We start from the raw sequence: 18,758 nt of genomic DNA, 5'->3' as shown, positions 1-18,758 counted from the left end.
AACCAGTAAAAGACATGAAAAATTATTCAGCAATATTACTCTTTGCAGCCTCACTAACCGTGTTCGCTTCCTGCAAAAAATCATATCTCGACGAAAAGCCATTCTCGTCATATACACCCCTTACTGTCACCGATTCATTAGGTATGGAGGCATCGGCAATAGGTTTATACAATCTTGAAACCGGTATCCTAACGTATTCAAGCGCACAGGGTTGGCCAAGTGTTTGGCAGGTAGGTACCGATGTGGCAAATTCTACCATACAGCAGCAGGGTATCGAGGTCCCTTATTACAACTATAGCCTGTTAACATCACAAGATGGTGCCGCCAATTATATCTGGGGCAAATACTACGCCCTTATCAATAACGCCAATATCATAATTGATAACGCCGAAAATCCGTCAAATACATTATTAGGCCCTGTAGGTAAAAAACAGGTTGAGGCCGAGGCTAAGTTTTTCAGGGCATATGCCTATAATAACCTGGTTACCTTATTTGGTAAAGTTCCGCTTACCGATCATGCATTAACTGTTCCCAAAATAAATTTTACCCGAGCTTCGCTTGATGAGTTAAACGCACTTATCGTAAGTGACCTTACTTATGCCAGTACCAATCTGGCCGACTTAAATGCCGGTACCGCAAAAACTAATGCTCAGGGTAAACCCGTAGGCAGGGCTAATAAATACATGGCCATGCAACTGTTGGCAGAGGCTTATTTGCGGATGGGTAAGAACGACCTTGCCGAACAACAAGCGCAGGCTGTTATTAACAGTGGCAAATTTAGCCTGATCAAAGCCCGTTATGGGGTTAGGGCAGGAGGCGCAGGCGATTATTATTCGGATATGTTTGTATATGGTAATGAACGCCGTGCACAGGGAAACACCGAAGCTATCTGGATATTGGAGCAGGAAAACCCATCGGTTGTGGTGGGCGGTAATGTTGATAATGCCCAGCAGCGCAGGGTATGGGGTGCTGCTTATTACGCAATTCCCGGAATGTTACCTTGCGACTCATTGGGTGGCCGTGGCATTGCCAGGTTAAGGCTAAGCAATTGGGTACTTTACGGTCTGTATCCGCAAGGCGATCTGCGTAACTCGCAATACAGCATTAAAAGGAAATACTATTATAATGACCCTGCTTTTCCTGCATTGTTAGGTAAGCCGGTACCATTTGCCGGTGCTGATACCGCATTCAGGATTTGCCCGAGTACAACTAAATGGGGCGCTTTTGACCCTAATGATACTTTCGGTTATGCTATGATCAAAGATTTTACGATGATGCGCCTTGGCGAAACATATTTATTACTTGCCGAAGCTCAAATGAAGCAGGGTAAAACTGCCGATGCAGCCACTTCAATTAACGTGCTAAGAACCCGGGCTAATGCACCCCAGGTAACAGCGGCACAAATAACACTTGATTTTGTGCTTGATGAGCGTGCCCGGGAACTGATAGGCGAGGAAAATCGCCGCCAAACCCTAATGCGTACCGGTACCCTGGTTGATAGGGCTACGCGGTTAAACAGTAACGATGCTGTTCACCCAACAACAGGTATAGCGGCTAAAAATCTGCTGCTGCCCATCCCGCTATCAGAAATTCAGTTGAATAAAGATGCAGTATTGGAGCAAAATCCAGGTTATTAATTAAAACACAAATAAAAAGTAAGGGCAGTATTTATTGCCCTTACTTTTACTTTTATGAAGCTATATCGTTTAAAACATCAACTTTTATTATACATCCTGCTTTGCGGTGCGGTGCCTGCAATAGCGCAAACCGGCAAGGTTGTTACCGGTACTATAGGCCTGGGATGGGCAAATAACTCGGTTAATACGGTGGTGTTCCGCAAAAACTCATTGGTCACCTTTAAGGGTGAACAGTATGCGGCCTATTATAATAACGACCAGGTATTGGTATTGGCTAAAAGAAAAAGCGGATCGGTTAACTGGCAGGTTGCTGCAACGCAATATAAAGCCGATGCTGCTGATGCCCATAAGGATATCAGTATTATGGTTGATGGAGCCGGCTACTTACACGTTGCCTGGGGGCACCATAATCAGGCTTTGAATTATGCTAAAAGCATTAAGCCCGGCAGCCTGGTTTTAGCGGCACAACAAAACATGACAGGTATTATCGAAAGCAAGGTAAGTTACCCCGAGTTTTACCGTTTGCCGGGTGGCGATCTGTTATTTGTTTATCGCGACGGCGGTTCGGGCAACGGTAACCTGGTGATGAATAAGTATAGCACTATCTCACAAAAGTGGGTTAATGTACAGCAAAACCTAATTGATGGCGAAGGTAAACGCAATGCCTACTGGCAAATGTGTATTGATAAAAAAGGGACTATCCACATTTCATGGGTATGGCGCGAAAGCCCGGATGTGGCAAGTAACCACGATATGTGCTATGCCCGCTCAAATGATGGCGGCCTGACCTGGGAAAAATCAACAGGCGAAAAATATACCCTTCCTATCAACGCTGCCAATGCCGAGTATGCCTGCAAAATACCGCAGCACAGCGAGCTCATCAATCAAACATCCATGTTTGCCGATGATAAAGGTAACCCCTTTATCGCTACTTATTGGCGCGATAGCAGTACAACAATACCGCAATACCATATTGTTTTTAACACGGGTCATAAGTGGCATTTGGCTGATCTTGGTTTTAGGAAGACTGCTTTCAGTCTTGGCGGAACAGGTACAAAACGGATCCCGATATCACGCCCGCAGATCATTGCCTGGAACAAAGGAGGCAAGCATTCTGCAGCAATTATTTTCAGGGATACCGAACGCGGCGATAAAGTTTCTGTAGCTGTAAACAGTGATCTGCAAAATGGAAATTGGCAGGTTAGTGATTTAATGTCTACACCTGTAGGGGAGTGGGAGCCAACCTATGATACCGAACTATGGAAAGATAAAAAAATACTTAGCCTGTTTGTACAACAGGTAACGCAGGTTGATGGAGAAGGTAAAGCCAGCATAGCGCCAACAAAAGTACAGGTATTGGACTGGAAGCCCTGATCATAAAATTAGCCGATAAAACGCAACAGACAAAATAAATAGCCCGGATGAAAAAGCTTATATTTTACCTCATATTAATAAGTATACCGTTTTGTGCATCGGCACAAAGCAAAAAAAATACACCCAAAGTACCTGACCGGAAATTATGGTTAAGCTACATGGATAAGGTAGCGCGACCGGTGATCAGCAACCTCGCAGCCGATCAGCTTAAGGATAAAATGCCGATGCAGCTATCCGACAAAATTGATAATAAGGAAAGCCGTGCCAAGGTAGGCTATCTTGAAGCATTTGGCCGCACATTAAGTGGTATAGCTCCCTGGTTACAACTGGAAGGTGGCGATGCCGCCGAGGTAAAACTCCGTGAGCAATATAGGGCATGGGCTTTAAAAGCCATTGCTAACGCGGTTAATCCGCAAGCCAAAGACTACCTGCAATGGAACGGCGGCCAGCCATTGGTTGATGCCTCGTTTGTTGCTTTTGCATTGGTACGGAGTCCCTGGCTATGGGAGCACCTGGATGAAGCTACTAAAAAACAGGTGGTTGAAGTAATGAAGACTACCCGTGCTACAGTTCCGGTTTACTCCAACTGGATTTTGTTTTCTGGGATGATAGAGGCATTCTTTTGCAAATATGATCTGGGCTACGATCCGGTGAGGGTTGAATTTGGGATCCGCGAATTTACCGAACACTGGTATGTTGGTGATGGTATGTATTCGGATGGAATGAGCTTTCATCTCGACTATTACAACAGCATTGTGATTCACCCAAACCTGAGCACCATATTGGAAGAAGTTAACGCCAAAAAGAAAACTTATGTACGTGAAGAACAGCGGGAGCTTGCCGTTGGGCAGCGTTATGCCGAGGTGCTGGAGCGTTTGATCAATGCAGATGGAAGCTACCCGGCTATTGGTAGGTCAATAGTTTACCGTGGCGGTGTATTTCATCACCTGGCTAATATCGCCTACAAAAAACAGTTGCCCGCAAGCCTGAAACCCGCACAGGTAAGGTGCGCACTGACGGCTATGATCAAAAAAACGCTTGGCGCGCCGCAAACTTTTACTGCCGATGGCTGGCTTAATATGGGGTTATATGGCAAGCAGCCCGGTCTGGCCGATTTTTATATTACAACCGGCAGCCTGTATTTCTGCGCTACCGTTTTTGTACCATTGGGTTTGCCCGAAACCGATCCGTTTTGGGCCGATGCGGATGAGCCATGGACGGCTGTTAAAATCTGGAGCGGCCAGGATGCACCTGCGGATCATGCACTTGATATCAGAAAATAATACAAACATCTTTATATGAAATACTATCGCTTTTTATTGCCGGCCTTTTTGCTGTTAAGCATCATTGGCCGCGCGCAAACTAAATTAACCAGTTTTAGTCCGGGCGCTATTTGGCCTGATGATAAAGGGGTACACATTAATGCTCATGGAGGTGGCATACTATATAATAATGGGGTTTATTACTGGTTTGGCGAACACAAAATTGCCGGCGATGCAGGTAACCGGGCAATGGTTGGGGTTCATTGCTATTCGTCGAAAGATCTCTACAACTGGAAAGACGAGGGAATTTCCCTGAGTGTTTCGCCCGATACCACAAATGATATTGCAAAGGGCTGTATCCTGGAAAGGCCAAAGGTTGTTTATAACAAAAAGACGAAGAAATATGTGATGTGGTTCCACCTTGAGCTATTGGGCAAAGGTTACAGCGCGGCCCGCGCCGGGGTTGCGGTGAGTGATAAGGTAACTGGCCCATATAAATTCATTAAAAGCTATCGCCCAAATCCGGGGCAGATGCCGTTTTACCCGGCGCTTACCCCCGAAGGTGATAAAGTTAATTGTGTTAACCCGGTCAACAAAAGTGATGGTTTCTTCTGTCGCGATTTGCCGGGCGGCCAGATGGCCCGCGACATGACCGTCTTTGTTGATGACGATGGCAAAGCTTACCACGTTTTTTCATCCGAAGAAAACTTCACGCTTGACCTCGCTGAGTTGACACCTGATTATACAGGTCACACCGGTAAATTCATCCGTATATATATAGGCCATCAAACCGAAGCGCCTGCCTTGTTTAAACGCAATGGAATTTATTATATGATCGGCTCGGGTTGTACAGGTTGGGCACCAAATGCTGCCCGCTGGTTCAGTGCCAAATCAATCTGGGGCCCGTGGACCTACCACGGTAACCCATGCCAGGGCCCGGATAGCAAGATTACCTATGGCGGTCAAAGCACCCATGTGCTTCCGGTTGCCGGTAAAAAGGATGCTTTCATATTTATAGCTGATAAATGGACTCCAAAAGATGCCATTGACGGCCGTTACCTGTGGCTGCCTATTAGCTTTAAAGGCGATGATATTGAAATAAACTGGGTGGACAAATGGACGCTGGATGTATTTAATAAATAACACTCTTTAAAATAATTACAAACAGCAAAGCGCAAAAGCGATAGGGAGACCATGAAAAAAACTATTATATCCTTTTTAACATTATTTCTGGCTTTGGGTGTCACGGGCTTTTGCCAAATGCCAAAGCATACGTTTGCACTGGGTGATGAAGCTTTTCTGCTGGATGGGAAACCATTCCAGATGATCTCGGGCGAAATGCATTACCCCCGCGTACCGCGCGAAGCCTGGCGTGCCCGCATGAAAATGGCGAGGGCTATGGGGCTGAATACTATAGGCACTTATGTGTTTTGGAACCTGCACGAGCCGCAGAAAGGTAAGTTTGATTTTACGGGTAATAATGATGTGGCCGAATTTGTGCGCATAGCCCAGCAGGAGGGCCTGTGGGTGATCCTGCGCCCAAGTCCGTATGTATGTGCAGAGTGGGAGTTTGGGGGATACCCTTACTGGCTGCAGAACGAAAAAGGCCTTGAAGTACGTAGTAAAGAAGCGCAATACCTTAAAGAGTATCAAACCTATATTAAAGAGGTTGGCAATCAATTAGCCCCGCTGCAGATAAATCATGGTGGCAATATCTTAATGGTACAGATCGAAAACGAGTATGGCTCATATGGCAGCGATAAAGAGTATCTATCTATTAATCAGAAATTCTTTAAAGAAGCCGGTTTTGATGGACTGTTGTACACCTGCGATCCGGCACCGGATTTGGTGAATGGGCATTTACCGGGGTTGCTGCCTGCCATTAACGGCATTGACAATCCTGCAAAGGTTAAAAAGATCATTAATGAAAATCACGGCGGTAAAGGCCCCTATTATATCGCCGAATGGTACCCTGCCTGGTTTGACTGGTGGGGGACTGCCCATCACACCGTCCCTGCCGAACGTTATGCCGGCAGGCTTGATTCTGTACTGGCGGCAGGCATCTCTATCAATATGTACATGTTTCATGGCGGCACAACACGTGCGTTTATGAACGGCGCTAATTTTAAAGATATCTCACCTTATGAGCCGCAAACAAGCAGCTATGATTATGATGCACCATTAGATGAGGCCGGGAATGCTACGCCAAAATTCATGCAGTTCAGGCAGGTAATCCAAAAACACTTACCTGCTGGCATGCAGTTACCAGATGTACCGGCGGCTAAACCGGTTATTACTATACCTGCTTTTAAACTAACACAATCGGTAAGCTTATTAAACACCTTGCCGGCGGCTAAGGAAAATATAAGCTCACTCACCTTTGAAGATTTGCACCAGGATTACGGCTTTGTGTTATATCGTACCGTTTTAAACGGAAGCAAAAGCGGACAGCTAAAACTTAAAGAGCTGAGGGATTACGCAGTGATCATGATAAACGGTAAAAAAGTGGGTACCCTTGACCGCAGGCTCAATCAGGATAGTTTGTACTTAAAATTGCCTGCCGGTAAAGTGACGCTTGATATTTTGGTAGAAAACCTTGGCCGCATCAATTTTGGCAAGTATCTTTTGCAGAATAAAAAAGGGATCACCGAAAAGGTGCTTTTAAACGGGGCAGAATTACAGCACTGGAAAATGTATTCACTACCGTTTCATGATTTAGATGCTGTTAAATTCTCTGCTACAAAGCCTGATGGACAGTCGCCGGTGATCAGGAAAGGTGGCTTTAAACTGGATAAAGTAGGCGATACTTATCTTGATATGAGCAATTGGGGCAAAGGTGTGGTATGGGTAAACGGGCATAACCTGGGCAGGTACTGGGGTATTGGTCCGCAGCAAACCTTATACCTGCCGGTTGAATGGTTAAAAAAAGGATATAACGACGTAGAGGTACTTGAACTGTTAAAGCCTGAGCAAAATCAGTTATTAGGATTGGATAAACCTATATTGGATGTAGTAAACGTTAAATAAGCTTAAAGCCGAAAGCTTAAGGCTTAAAGTTTTTTTGTGTATTGGGCAAATAACCAACTAAGAGCTTTGAGCCTTTTGTTTTAAGCCTTGAGCTTTTTGATAACAGACTTTAAATATCATTCATAATGGCAAGAGTAGCGTTTAAAATGAAGCTTCATGAAGGCAAGACAGCCGAATACAAGGCCCGGCATGATGCCATCTGGCCCGAATTAAGTAGTTTGCTTAAGGATGTTGGGATCAGCAATTATTCTATCTTTTTAGATGAGGATACACACTGGCTTTTCGGTGTAATGGACGTTGAAGACCAGGAAGCCCTTGATCATCTACCCGACACCCCCATTATGAAAAAATGGTGGTTATACATGGCAGAAATTATGGATACCAATGCCGATCATTCGCCGGTGAGTATACCTTTGAAAGAGGTGTTCTTTTTGCCATAGATACAAAGAAATGCTATTATTAAAATGGCTGTCATAAGAGTATACTGCGGTATGTGCCCTTGTGACAGCCATTTTTGTTTTGTACAGGTAGCATTTTCCCGGCTTTAGCTTACTGCATGTGTTGTATCTTAATTAAAAAAATTATTTTTACAGATATAGTTAACTCAATAGGTATGGTTGAGATATTTCAGAATATCCGTAAAATATACAGGTTCAGCGCGCCTTGCGAAGAACTGGCTAACTATATCGAATTTTATTCGCAATCAGTTTTAGATTTATCTGCACTACAGGTAAAAAACGAATTTTCGTCAGTGAAGATGTTCCCCAGCTGGACACCTACTTTTTATATCAACCTTGGCTCGCCCTATTATATTGATTTGAAGAATACGAGATATCATGTAAGGGAGCAGCAAGATGTTTTAATATTGAGAAATGAGGATGTTACCAGGCATAAACTACCTGCCGATAATATATTCACGGTTAAATTTAACCCGGGCGGTTTAGAAGCCGTTTTAGGTTTGAATCAAGTCCCGGTTATTGATAAGATCATTGACCTTAATCAAATTTTGCCCTGGGAATTGCTTCAAAAAATAAAACAGCCTGTAAGTTTCGAGGAGCGTGTGATCATTGTTGAATCATTTTTGTTAGAGAAGCACAATAAACAGGCAAGCCAGGATCATTATGTTAAAATTGTTAATGACAGCATTGGCGAATATCAGGCTACCGGTATGCAATTGAACACATCAAAAGTTGCCGAAAGGCTGTTCATTACTTCTAAAACCATCAATCGCTATTTCAACAGGGTGATTGGCACTCCGCCTAAAAATTATTTTTCAATTATGCGGGGCAGAAATGCATTAACGGCATTTGTAAATGACAGGGAAAACTTTGTTCCGATAGATTACGGATATTATGATTTGAGCCATTTTCATAAGGATGTCATGAACCTTACAGGCCAAAGGATAACTAAGCATCAATTTTAATTTGTCCGTTTTTTACTTTTAGCGGGTAAAGTCAATCCCTTTCTTTGTAGGCTAAATAAAGGTTATGAAAAAATCCCTTATCATCTTACTTTGCGTCACTATTTTTATTCAAAAAGTATACAGCCAGAAATATAAGCCGGTGTTAGAACCTTACCCAGAGCTGGTTAAGGCAGACCCAAGGCTTATTTTAAAAACAGGTTATCTCGTTGTACCAGAAAATAGAAATAAACCGGCAGGACGCAAAGTAAAGATCCCGTTTTTATTTGTACGCCGGCCGGATCAGGACCCGCGTAAAAACATCTCGCTTTACACTACAGGCGGACCGGGCTACAGCACTACGCGTAATATTGATAGCATAAGCTATAACTCAGGCTGGTTGGCCTATGGCGGTTTTATTGCTTTTGATCAACGCGGAACAAAGCGGGCGCAACCATGTTTGGATTGCATGGAAGTAGCAGCGGCCATTAAACGCAGTTACAAGGAAGGAAAAAATAAAGATAGCCTCGTATCACAGGCTGTTACACAATGCCGAAGCCGGTTTACAAAACAGGGTGTCGACTTATCGGCCTATAACACCATTGAAAGTGCTGAGGATATAAATGATTTAAGATTAGCCTTGAATATTGATTCGCTTAACCTGGTTGGCATATCCTATAGTGGTGGCCTGATGCTTACCGTGGCGCGGAATCACCCTGAAGGCGTTCGCACGTTACTTTTGAATTCACCGCTCCCCGGTTACGTTAATTTTGAGGAGCACGCTTTGTTTAATATCAATGAAGCGCTTGAGCAGGTATTTCATAACTGCGAAATGGATTCTTCTGCCACAAAATATAAAGATTTAAGAACGAGGTTCCATCAATACTTCAGCACTATTACCGGGAAGAAGTTTACTATAGCTTACCAGGAGAAAGGAAGTGATAAAACGGCTAACCTTACTTACACAAAAAATGAACTGCTTGACGCGATAGTGGACAGGATGAACTCGCGGCAGGTGAGCAATGTGCCGGGTGTTATGATTGATTTAATTGAAGGCCGCCAGGATAAATACGTGAAGGAAGTGTTTGATGGCTATTTTGACGGCGATTCAAATGTTTCTCTTGGCATGCGGTATTCTGTTTATTGCTCAGAACAAATAGCATACTCTGATCCTGTTTTAGAAGCGCAACAGCATCCGGTGCTTCCGTGGCTGGCCGGATATCCTTTTAATAATGTAAACCATGTTATATGCAGTTGCTGGCAGGTAAAAGCGGAGCCTGCAGTTGCAAAACAACCCGTTTATTCGGCAGTGCCTGCGATGATCTCGGCAGGGGATGTTGATCCCGATTGCAGGCCATTTTATAACAGGTTGATCAAGAGATATATGCCCAATAGCCAATTGCTAATCATCCACAACAGGGGACATGCACCGGGTTTTAGTGTAGACGGGACTGATTACGGTAAACTTTTTTTTGAAAATCCGTATAGGAAACTAACCTCTCAATCAAAAAATTTGACCATAGAATAGGTGACTGACTTTTCGACTGTTTTCACTATGAATGAAGGTTTTCTGCTTTCTTAACATTAGCCTAACATAGCAGCCTTACATTTGAGCCAAAACAACTCTTTGGCATGTATCCTGCACTTACTGATGAAGCGTTGATGGGGCTTTTACAACAAAGCGATCCGGTTGCCCTTGAAACACTTTTTAATCGTTATTACAAACCCTTATGTCAGCTGTGCACGGTGTACACTAAAGATTATACCATCGCCGAAGAGATCACCGCAAATCTTTTCATTAAACTTTGGGATAACCGCGATACTGCCATTCTTAATGTAAAGAGTTACCTGTTTGTTGCCGCCAAAAACCTTTCCTTAAATCACATCCAGAAAAAGAAAGATCCGGTACATTCTATAGAGGATATTGATCTGAAAGGATATGTATTAAAGGACAGGGATACCCCCTTCAAAATTCTTTCGGGCCGCGAATCGTACAATAAAATACTGAGCCTGATTGATACCCTGCCCACCAGTCAAAGACAGGTGTTGCTCATGAGCCGCATTGATAACCTCGACAAAAATGAAATAGCCAAAGTGCTGGGTATTTCGGTTCGTACGGTTGAAACCACACTTTATCAGTCAATAAAAAAACTTCGACAGCTGTTAAAAGGGCAGCACAATTTCACTTCCGGGGGGTAATGATTTCTTAATGTAAACTTAACTCATTTAGCTACGTATCGGCTACGTAAAATCGGTCTTTAAGTTCAGAGACAGATTTAATGGAAGATAATAGCTATCGCTTAATAGTTGAATATTTTGAAAAAACCATCAGCGATGATGGCTTAACGCAGTTACAGGAATGGATTGAGGAAAGCCCCGAAAACCTTGCCCAGTTCAGCGAAACCATCCAGATACTGGAAGCATCGAGGGCTTATTTTAAACAGCCTGAACATGCTGAAGGCAGCTGGGCCAAAATCAATGCGCATATAATCCAGCCTCAAATACCTGTAAAAAAACAAACTCCTAAATTCAACTGGATAGCTTATGCTGCGGCTTGCCTGCTTATTTGTACTTCGGGCTGGTTTGGATACCGATACTTCAATCAATCGTCGGCTTTAGTTTATGAAGAGATCAGCAATGTTGATGGTAAGCATTCTAAAATAAAACTACCAGATAATTCGGTAGTTTATCTTGGCGGCGGCAGTACACTTAAATATGTTAAAAACTTCAGCGGCGAAAAGCGCGATGTAATGCTTGATGGCGAAGCTTTTTTTGATGTAGTTCATAAAGCCAAACCTTTTGTAGTAAAAAGTGGCGAGATCACCACCGTGGTGTTGGGTACATCATTTAACATCAAAGCCTACCCGGCCGAGCATAAGGTAGCTGTAACCGTGCAAAGTGGTAAAGTTGGCGTAATGGCCAATGTGCAGGGAAGGCCTCAAATGGTTAAATACCTGGTGAAGAATGAGGAGATCAGTATCAACACCCAAAACGGCATCTATACATTCAATAATACTGATGCATCAGCAGTTAGCTCATGGATCAATAATGAATTTGTTTTTTATAATACAACTTACAGTGAAATAGCCGCTTCGCTTGAGCATCATTACGGTGTTAAGATCAGGTTTACAGAACCAGACCTTGGCAATGTAAGGCTTACGGCAAAATTAAGGGGGATGACATTGACGGATGCTATGGAAACCCTCAGCGCGCTATCAGGATTGGGCTACACGCAAAAAGGCAATCAGCTATTTATTTCAAACAATAATCAAAAAGGAGGAAGTATAATGAAATAGTATTTACCCGGCTATTGGTAAAAGCCTGGACGTTGCTGGTAACAACCCCAGGCTTCAAATTTTGACAATTTAAACTCACGGTTAGACAAGTATAAATTAAAGTAAATATATGAAAAAGTTATGGTTATTAACCATGCTGTTCTTTTTACAATTGCCTTTTGGCGGCATAAACGCTAAGGCTCAAACAGTAATAAACAAAAGGATCACTTTTGGTGCCGATGGTACTATGTTAAAGGATGCCTTTCAGCAAATAGAAAAATTAAGCGATGTATCGATAAGCTATAATAATAGCCTGCTTGATGACAAACGCAAAGTAAACATAGCAAAAGCAGAACGCTCCTTAGGCGAAACTCTTGACCTGCTTTTGAAAGGAACTACCTGCACCTACAAAGCGGCAGGCGAACGTAATATCCTCATCATTGCAAAAACACAGGATAGGGGTGGCATTAAAGGGAAAGTGGTTGATGAGCAAGGTCAGCCGCTTCCCGGTGCTACAGTAAAAATACCGGGAGCGGGGGCAACCACTATTAGTGGAGTTGACGGCTCATATACATTAAATATTGTGCCGGGCAGCTACACAGTTGAAGCAAGCTTTATCTCCTACGAAACTAAGCGGATTCAGAATGTAAGCGTTAGCTCAAATGCAAACACTATTTTAAATATCACGCTTAACCCTGCTGATAATAAGCTTAACGAAGTTGTTGTAACAGCGCTCGGGATTAAAAGGGAAGATAAAAGCCTCGGGTATTCGGCACCGGTAATTAAAGGTGATCAGTTAACTAATGCGCTTTCGGGTAACTGGACAGATGCATTATCAGGCAAGGTAGCTGGTTTAAACCTGATCCGTTCAAACAGTGGCCCGGCCGGATCAAATAAAATTATCCTTCGTGGTGAGAGTAACCTTACCGGCGATAACGAAGCTTTGATAGTTGTTGACGGTGTGGTAATTAACCAGGGTAGCGGCAGGCGCACAAGTAACTCCGGCGAATCGGCCTACGGTACCAGCAGCGACAACATGCCAGCCGATTATGGCAGTAACCTGAATGATATCAATCCTGAAGATATTGAGACGGTAACCGTTTTGAAGGGGCCGGGTGCAGCTGCGCTTTACGGCCAGCGTGGTGCTAATGGTGCTATCATCATTACCACAAAATCTGGTAAAAAGCATAGCGGTTTGGGAATCACTTTTAACTCAAATGCCAGCCTTGAAAGCGTAAACCGCTGGCCCGATCTGCAATATGAATACGGGCAAGGTACAGCAGGCTCACGTTATTATTCGTTCGGTGCGGGGCCTGACGGTGCCAGTACCAGCGCAACAAGCTCGGCTTATGGGCCTAAGTTTGACGGTCAGCTTTTTTACCAGCTTGACCCAACTACCCAAAAGCAAAGTACGATACGTACACCATGGGTGCCATACAAAAACCAGATCCGAGATTTTTTTGATGTAGGGCAAACTTTTACCAACTCGGTAAGTGTTGACGGCGGTAGTGATAAAACAACGGCCCGTTTTTCGGCAACCAATGTAACCAATCACTGGATAACCCCAAACACCGGTTATACCCGTAACAGCATCGCCTTATCGGTTAACTCCAAGATCAATGATAAATTAACCATCAACGCAAAAGTAAATTACAATAATAGAAACAGTGATAACCTGCCCGGCGCCGGTTATGGTAATCAATCGTTGATGTATTGGTTTATTTTTTGGCAGCCAAATGCCGATTTAAACTGGTTAAAAAACTACTGGAAAAACGGACAAGAAGGTAAAGCCATATTTTACCCTTTCAGTTCTTTCCCCGAAAATCCTTATGCCGTATCAAATGAGTTTATCAACAGATCAAACCGTAATTCGGTTACCGGTAACGTTGAAGCAGTTTACAGCATTACCAAAGAGCTGAGCTTACAGGTTCGTGCTACTTTAGATATGGGTTACGAGCAGCGTGCCCAGCAGCGGCCTTATGATGCCGGTACCAAATACCCTAAAGGCTCATATCGCACTCAAAACATCTATTCGGAGGAGCAAGGCGGCGACTTCCTGCTGAAATACAACAAGAAAATAACCCACGACATTAATGTTACGGCTACAGCGGGCGGCAGTATGCTCCGCAATAACTATAACCGCGATGAGGTACGTGCCGACTCATTGGTATATCCCGGTGTGTATTCAATGGCTAACAATGCCGGTCCGCTGGTTACGCAGCCGTTTAAATCTAAATATGCTATCAACAGTTTTTATGGGTTGCTGTCAACATCCTTTAAAGATTACTTGTATGTTGATTTAACCGCCCGCCAGGATTGGATCAGTACCCTTGCTACGGCAAACCGTACAGATCAGGTAGGGTTCTTTTATCCATCGGCAAGCATGAGCTTTTTACCCTCCGAAGCATTTAAACTGCCTAAGTTTATTGATTATGCAAAGGTGAGGGCGTCGCTTGCCGGGGTAGGTAGTGGCACAACAAATCCTTATCAAACAACATTTAATTACGTATCGGCAGGCAGTACATATGCAGGCGGTTTGCAAAATCCGCGTACGCTCTCCAATCCCGACCTGAAACCTTTACGCACCACAACGCTCGAAATAGGTGCCGAAACGCGCATGTTCAATAACCGTTTGGGTTTTGATATTGCTTTATACACAGGCAATACTAAAAATCAGATCCTTAGCCGTACTGTCGATCAGTCGTCAGGTTATAACCAGGCGGTGATCAACGTTGGCCGTGTAAACAATAAGGGTATTGAAATTACCCTGAACGGAACACCGATCCGTAAAGCCAACGTGTTTAGCTGGAATGTTACCGCGACATTCAGCGCCAATAAAAACACTATTGAACAGCTTGCCGATAGTGCAGTAGTATTGCGTAACGGCCCTACAGGTGGCGGCCAGATCGTGGCACGGGTAGGCGGTAGTATGGGCGATATGTACGGTCGTGGCTATTTACGCTCACCCGATGGACAAATAGTTTATGATGCGGCTACAGGTTTTGCCAAACTTTCAGATAACCTGGTTTACCTGGGCAATACCATTCCTAAATGGAAGGCAAGCATGGGGCACGATTTCAGGTATAAGCAATTTAACCTGCACTTGTTGTTTGATGCCCAGGTTGGTGGCGTGTCGTATTCGTTATCAAACTATAAGCTGGCCGAGCAGGGTAAAACAACGCTTACCCTACCGGGCAGGTACAACGGCATCATCGGTAAAGGTGTTATCCAAAACCCTGACGGAAGCTACAGGCCGAATGACGTTATCGCCATAGACATAGATGGTTATTATCGATCTCATTATGGTATCGACAATGCCGAAGGCAATACGTTTTCAACCAACTTCCTGAAATTCCGCGAGGCGAGATTTGATTACTCATTGAGCCCACGGTTTGTGAAACGACTTGGCCTGCAGCGTGCTACAGTTGGTGTATATGGTCGTGACCTATACATCTGGAGTAAGTGGCCAATCTTCGACCCTGAATTTGGTACGCTTTCGGGCAGTGACATTGTACAGGGATTTGAGATCGCTCAGTTTCCATCAACCCGCACATTTGGTTTTAACATAGTTATCGGCATTTAATAATTAACAATATGAAAAAGAACGGATATATAATTATATCAATGATGATGTTGTTCGTTAGCATAATGTCATCATGTAAAAAGGATTTTATCGCGATAAACACCGATCCCAACGGTACGCCCAATGCATTGCCTCAGCAATTGCTGGCCCCGGCATTGGTAAATACTTTAGGCACTAATATGCTTCGCTCCCGCAATTTTAATAACGAGTTGATGCAGGTTACTGTTGATGCTGGCGATTCCGAGGGCAGGGTATTCAGGTATGATATTAAACGTACCTGGGCCGATGTAACATGGAATGCATGGTATACCCAGTTAACCAACTTTAAAGATATCTATACCATTGCCAGCAAGGAGGTTACCTATAATAAAAGCTATATGGGTATTTCGCTCATATGCCAGGCCTGGTTGTATTCAATGCTTACCGACACTTATGGTGATGTACCTTACTTTGATTCAAATAAAGGCAAGGAGGGAAACTTTACACCTAAGTTTGATAAGCAGAAAGATATCTACCTGGATATTTTCAAAAATCTGGAAGCTGCAGATACCCTGCTTAACGCATCGGCAAACGTAATTGCCGGCAGCGACCCGGTATTTAATGGCAACGCTTTAAAGTGGCGTAAGTTTGGTAACTCGCTTTATTTGAGGTTATTGTTAAGGGTATCTGGCAAGGCCGATGTATCTGCACAGGTAATAGCCAAGATCAAACAAATGGTTGATACCAATCCCGATACTTATCCTATCATGGGTAGCAATGATGATTCGGCTGTTTTACGTTGGACAGGCTCTGGTTCGCTAACGTCACCATTCATAGGCGGCGTGCGGGAGCAGGACTGGCGGGCTATTGGTATTTGCGATTTTTTTGTGAATAACCTGGCCAAATGGGCCGATCCGCGGTTAACCAGTAATCGCTGGTCAATGTCAAGTTTCCAGGGCGGAATTCAGGGGATCCCAAGCGGCTATGCTCCTGGCGAAAATGTGGGTATCAAATCCTATTTCCTTTCAACCACATCGCCTGCTACATTGATGAACGACGCGTTAATGGGTAATATCATGAACTATTCGGAAGTTCAGTTTATCCTTGCAGAGGCTGCTGCCAAAGGCTGGATCTCTGGCGACGCGTCCGCCTATTATAAAAATGGTGTTCAGGCAGGCATCACCTTCTGGATCCCAACATATAACACGCCGATAGATACCTATTTAACCGGCGCTGATATTGTTTGGGACAATGCCGCCCCGCTTGATGAGAAGATGGAGATGATCCATGTTCAAAAGTATTACTCGATGTTTTATACTGATTTTGAGCAGTGGTTTGAGTATCGCCGTACCGGTCACCCGGTATTACCCAAAGGTCACGGTTTAAGGAACAACGGCGTTATGCCGGCCAGGCTGCAATACCCTGTTTATGTACAATCCGCCAATCCCGATAATTATAAAGCAGCAGTAGCTGCCCAGGGTGCCGATGAGATCAATACACAGGTATGGTGGCAAAAACAATAACAAACCGGTTTTAAACTAAAATATCCATAAAATGAAAAAGATATATTTATTACTGGTGCTTGCAACTGCTATCAGTATAAATTCATGTAAAAAGAATAACTATGCCGAAGGCACGTTAAGCCCGATCATAGCTGTTGTTGACCTTCGGGGCATTTATAAGGGTGCCGATGTTGTGCTGAACAGCAATAACATGGGCGGAGCTAAAGAAATAGTGGGAGTAGTGATTTCAAATGCGGCTGCAGGTAACTGCCCGGCAGGGGTACTTGTTGTTCAAAATAACCGCCGTAACGCAATAAGAGGTATTTCCCTTGAAATAGGAAGTGCCGCCGCAAACTACGTTCCCGGCGATTCGGTAATAGTGCAGGTTGATGGTGCAACCCTTACCAAAGTTAATGGTAGTATGCGTTTAAAGGGTTTAACCGAAGCATCGATAAATAAGGTGGCCGATAAGAGGCCTGTTTGGGTAGCATCGATGCCATCGTCAACATTAATGGCTTCGCCGGATGCTTACGAAAGCACCCTGGTAACCATAGCAAAAGCCGTTACCGATCCTGAACCGCAAAAAGATGAAACCTTTGCGGGCGATAAAACCATTAACGATGGTTTTGGTAAAATTACATTACATACTGAAGCAAGTGCTGCATTTGCAGGCAGTGAACTGCCTTTTAGCGCTAATTTTACAGGCATCCCTTTTGCGGTAACATCAGGTACCGATACCAAAATGCAGCTTTGGCCCCGAACCATTAACGATGTGTTTACCCTTGCGGCAACTAAGCCATCACCAATTATCATAACCGGTTACCTCACCAATCCATCAGGCGGAGATGGTGACTATGAGTATATCCAGTTTAAAGCAACTAAGGATATTGACTTTTCGGTAACCAATTATGCTGTAGTAACCTGTAATAATGCGGGCACAAATCCGGCGCCGGTAAATGGCTGGGCACAAGGCCTGGCAAAAACCTACAAGTTTAACCTTACATCAGGCTCGGTTAAAAAAGGACAGTTCTTTTATGTGGGCGGTAATAAAAATATCTGGGGCAAAGGTTCAACTGATATCAGTTCATCAAACTGGATCAACAGTACCATGTATGCCGAAGTACCTGGTGCCGATTTTGGTAACGTAACTACCAATCTGTTGGCTAACAGCGGCAACGTTGCAGGTATCGCCGTTTTCGCGAGCACTACGGTTAATGCTTCAACTGTTCCGCTTGATGTGATCATGTATGGCGGCAGTGGAACCGTTTACTCGGCCGGACCTCCTGAGATCGGTTATCGTATTACCAATACCGATTATTACAGTACTATTAACCCGGTAACCCGTTTAGAGCAGGGATTTTATGGCGGTGGTTCTAATACGTCAAAGCTCCCTCTGCCAACTGATGGTTTATTCAGCCAGCTGGGTGGTGTTTACGATGCACTTACCGGAAGGTGGATAACCGGCAGAACAGTGACCAGCGTTCCGCTTACGCTGACATCGCCGATAACTGCTATTGAAACAGCTACCGGTTTTACAACTATTCAAAATTAAATATTACAAAGGCTGGTGATAAATCCGGGAGGATAAAAAAGCGAGGGTGTGTGTGATTCCCCTCTTGAGAGGGGTGGAGGGGTGTGTTGATGCATTGATAAGCAAATAGCACAAACACACCCCTGCTATCGCACTTTCTTCCCGCGCGCCCCCTCAAGAGGGGAATGG

Annotated in this window: 13 protein-coding genes; all 13 read left to right on the top strand. The window is 44.1% G+C overall.

Going from position 1 to position 18,758, the window contains the following annotated elements:
* Nucleotides 1-14 precede the first annotated feature (14 nt).
* Entirely contained in the window at nucleotides 15-1,637 is a 1,623-nt protein-coding gene (locus tag AC1DUD_RS24590) for a RagB/SusD family nutrient uptake outer membrane protein (RefSeq protein WP_477379373.1), read from the top strand.
* Between the two features lie 54 nt (nucleotides 1,638-1,691).
* Nucleotides 1,692-3,011 carry a BNR repeat-containing protein gene (locus tag AC1DUD_RS24585; RefSeq protein WP_477379371.1) on the top strand — a complete coding sequence of 440 codons (1,320 nt, stop codon included), beginning with the start codon at nucleotides 1,692-1,694 and terminating at the stop codon, nucleotides 3,009-3,011.
* A gap of 47 nt (nucleotides 3,012-3,058) precedes the next feature.
* Nucleotides 3,059-4,294: a DUF2264 domain-containing protein gene (locus tag AC1DUD_RS24580; protein WP_477379369.1), complete on the top strand. Its 1,236-nt coding sequence runs from the start codon at nucleotides 3,059-3,061 to the stop codon at nucleotides 4,292-4,294.
* A 15-nt stretch (nucleotides 4,295-4,309) separates the two neighbouring features.
* On the top strand, nucleotides 4,310-5,416 hold the full coding sequence (locus AC1DUD_RS24575; protein WP_477379367.1) for a glycoside hydrolase family 43 protein: 1,107 nt from the start codon (nucleotides 4,310-4,312) through the stop codon (nucleotides 5,414-5,416).
* A 51-nt stretch (nucleotides 5,417-5,467) separates the two neighbouring features.
* Entirely contained in the window at nucleotides 5,468-7,300 is a 1,833-nt protein-coding gene (locus tag AC1DUD_RS24570) for a glycoside hydrolase family 35 protein (protein WP_477379365.1), read from the top strand.
* 125 nt (nucleotides 7,301-7,425) lie between these two features.
* Nucleotides 7,426-7,740, top strand: coding sequence for an L-rhamnose mutarotase (gene rhaM, locus AC1DUD_RS24565; RefSeq protein ID WP_477379363.1), 315 nt, complete (start codon nucleotides 7,426-7,428; stop codon nucleotides 7,738-7,740).
* Between the two features lie 173 nt (nucleotides 7,741-7,913).
* A complete protein-coding gene (locus AC1DUD_RS24560) occupies nucleotides 7,914-8,723 on the top strand; it encodes a helix-turn-helix domain-containing protein (RefSeq protein ID WP_477379361.1) in 810 nt (269 codons plus the stop codon).
* Nucleotides 8,724-8,787: 64 nt separating this feature from the next.
* Entirely contained in the window at nucleotides 8,788-10,227 is a 1,440-nt protein-coding gene (locus AC1DUD_RS24555; RefSeq protein ID WP_477379359.1) for an alpha/beta fold hydrolase, read from the top strand.
* Between the two features lie 104 nt (nucleotides 10,228-10,331).
* Entirely contained in the window at nucleotides 10,332-10,898 is a 567-nt protein-coding gene (locus AC1DUD_RS24550; protein ID WP_477379357.1) for an RNA polymerase sigma factor, read from the top strand.
* An 80-nt stretch (nucleotides 10,899-10,978) separates the two neighbouring features.
* The gene (locus tag AC1DUD_RS24545; protein ID WP_477379355.1) at nucleotides 10,979-11,995 is read left to right on the top strand and encodes a FecR family protein; all 1,017 of its coding nucleotides are present in this window, start codon (nucleotides 10,979-10,981) and stop codon (nucleotides 11,993-11,995) included.
* 109 nt (nucleotides 11,996-12,104) lie between these two features.
* Nucleotides 12,105-15,557 (top strand): SusC/RagA family TonB-linked outer membrane protein, encoded by a 3,453-nt coding sequence (locus AC1DUD_RS24540; protein ID WP_477379353.1) that lies wholly within the window; start codon nucleotides 12,105-12,107, stop codon nucleotides 15,555-15,557.
* Between the two features lie 11 nt (nucleotides 15,558-15,568).
* The gene (locus AC1DUD_RS24535) at nucleotides 15,569-17,059 is read left to right on the top strand and encodes a SusD/RagB family nutrient-binding outer membrane lipoprotein (protein ID WP_477379352.1); all 1,491 of its coding nucleotides are present in this window, start codon (nucleotides 15,569-15,571) and stop codon (nucleotides 17,057-17,059) included.
* A gap of 31 nt (nucleotides 17,060-17,090) precedes the next feature.
* A complete protein-coding gene (locus tag AC1DUD_RS24530) occupies nucleotides 17,091-18,590 on the top strand; it encodes a DUF5689 domain-containing protein (protein ID WP_477379350.1) in 1,500 nt (499 codons plus the stop codon).
* Nucleotides 18,591-18,758 lie beyond the last annotated feature (168 nt).

The sequence above is a fragment of the Mucilaginibacter sp. P4_A11 genome (genome assembly GCF_056402535.1).
This window is presented reverse-complemented; position numbering and strand designations above follow the sequence as displayed.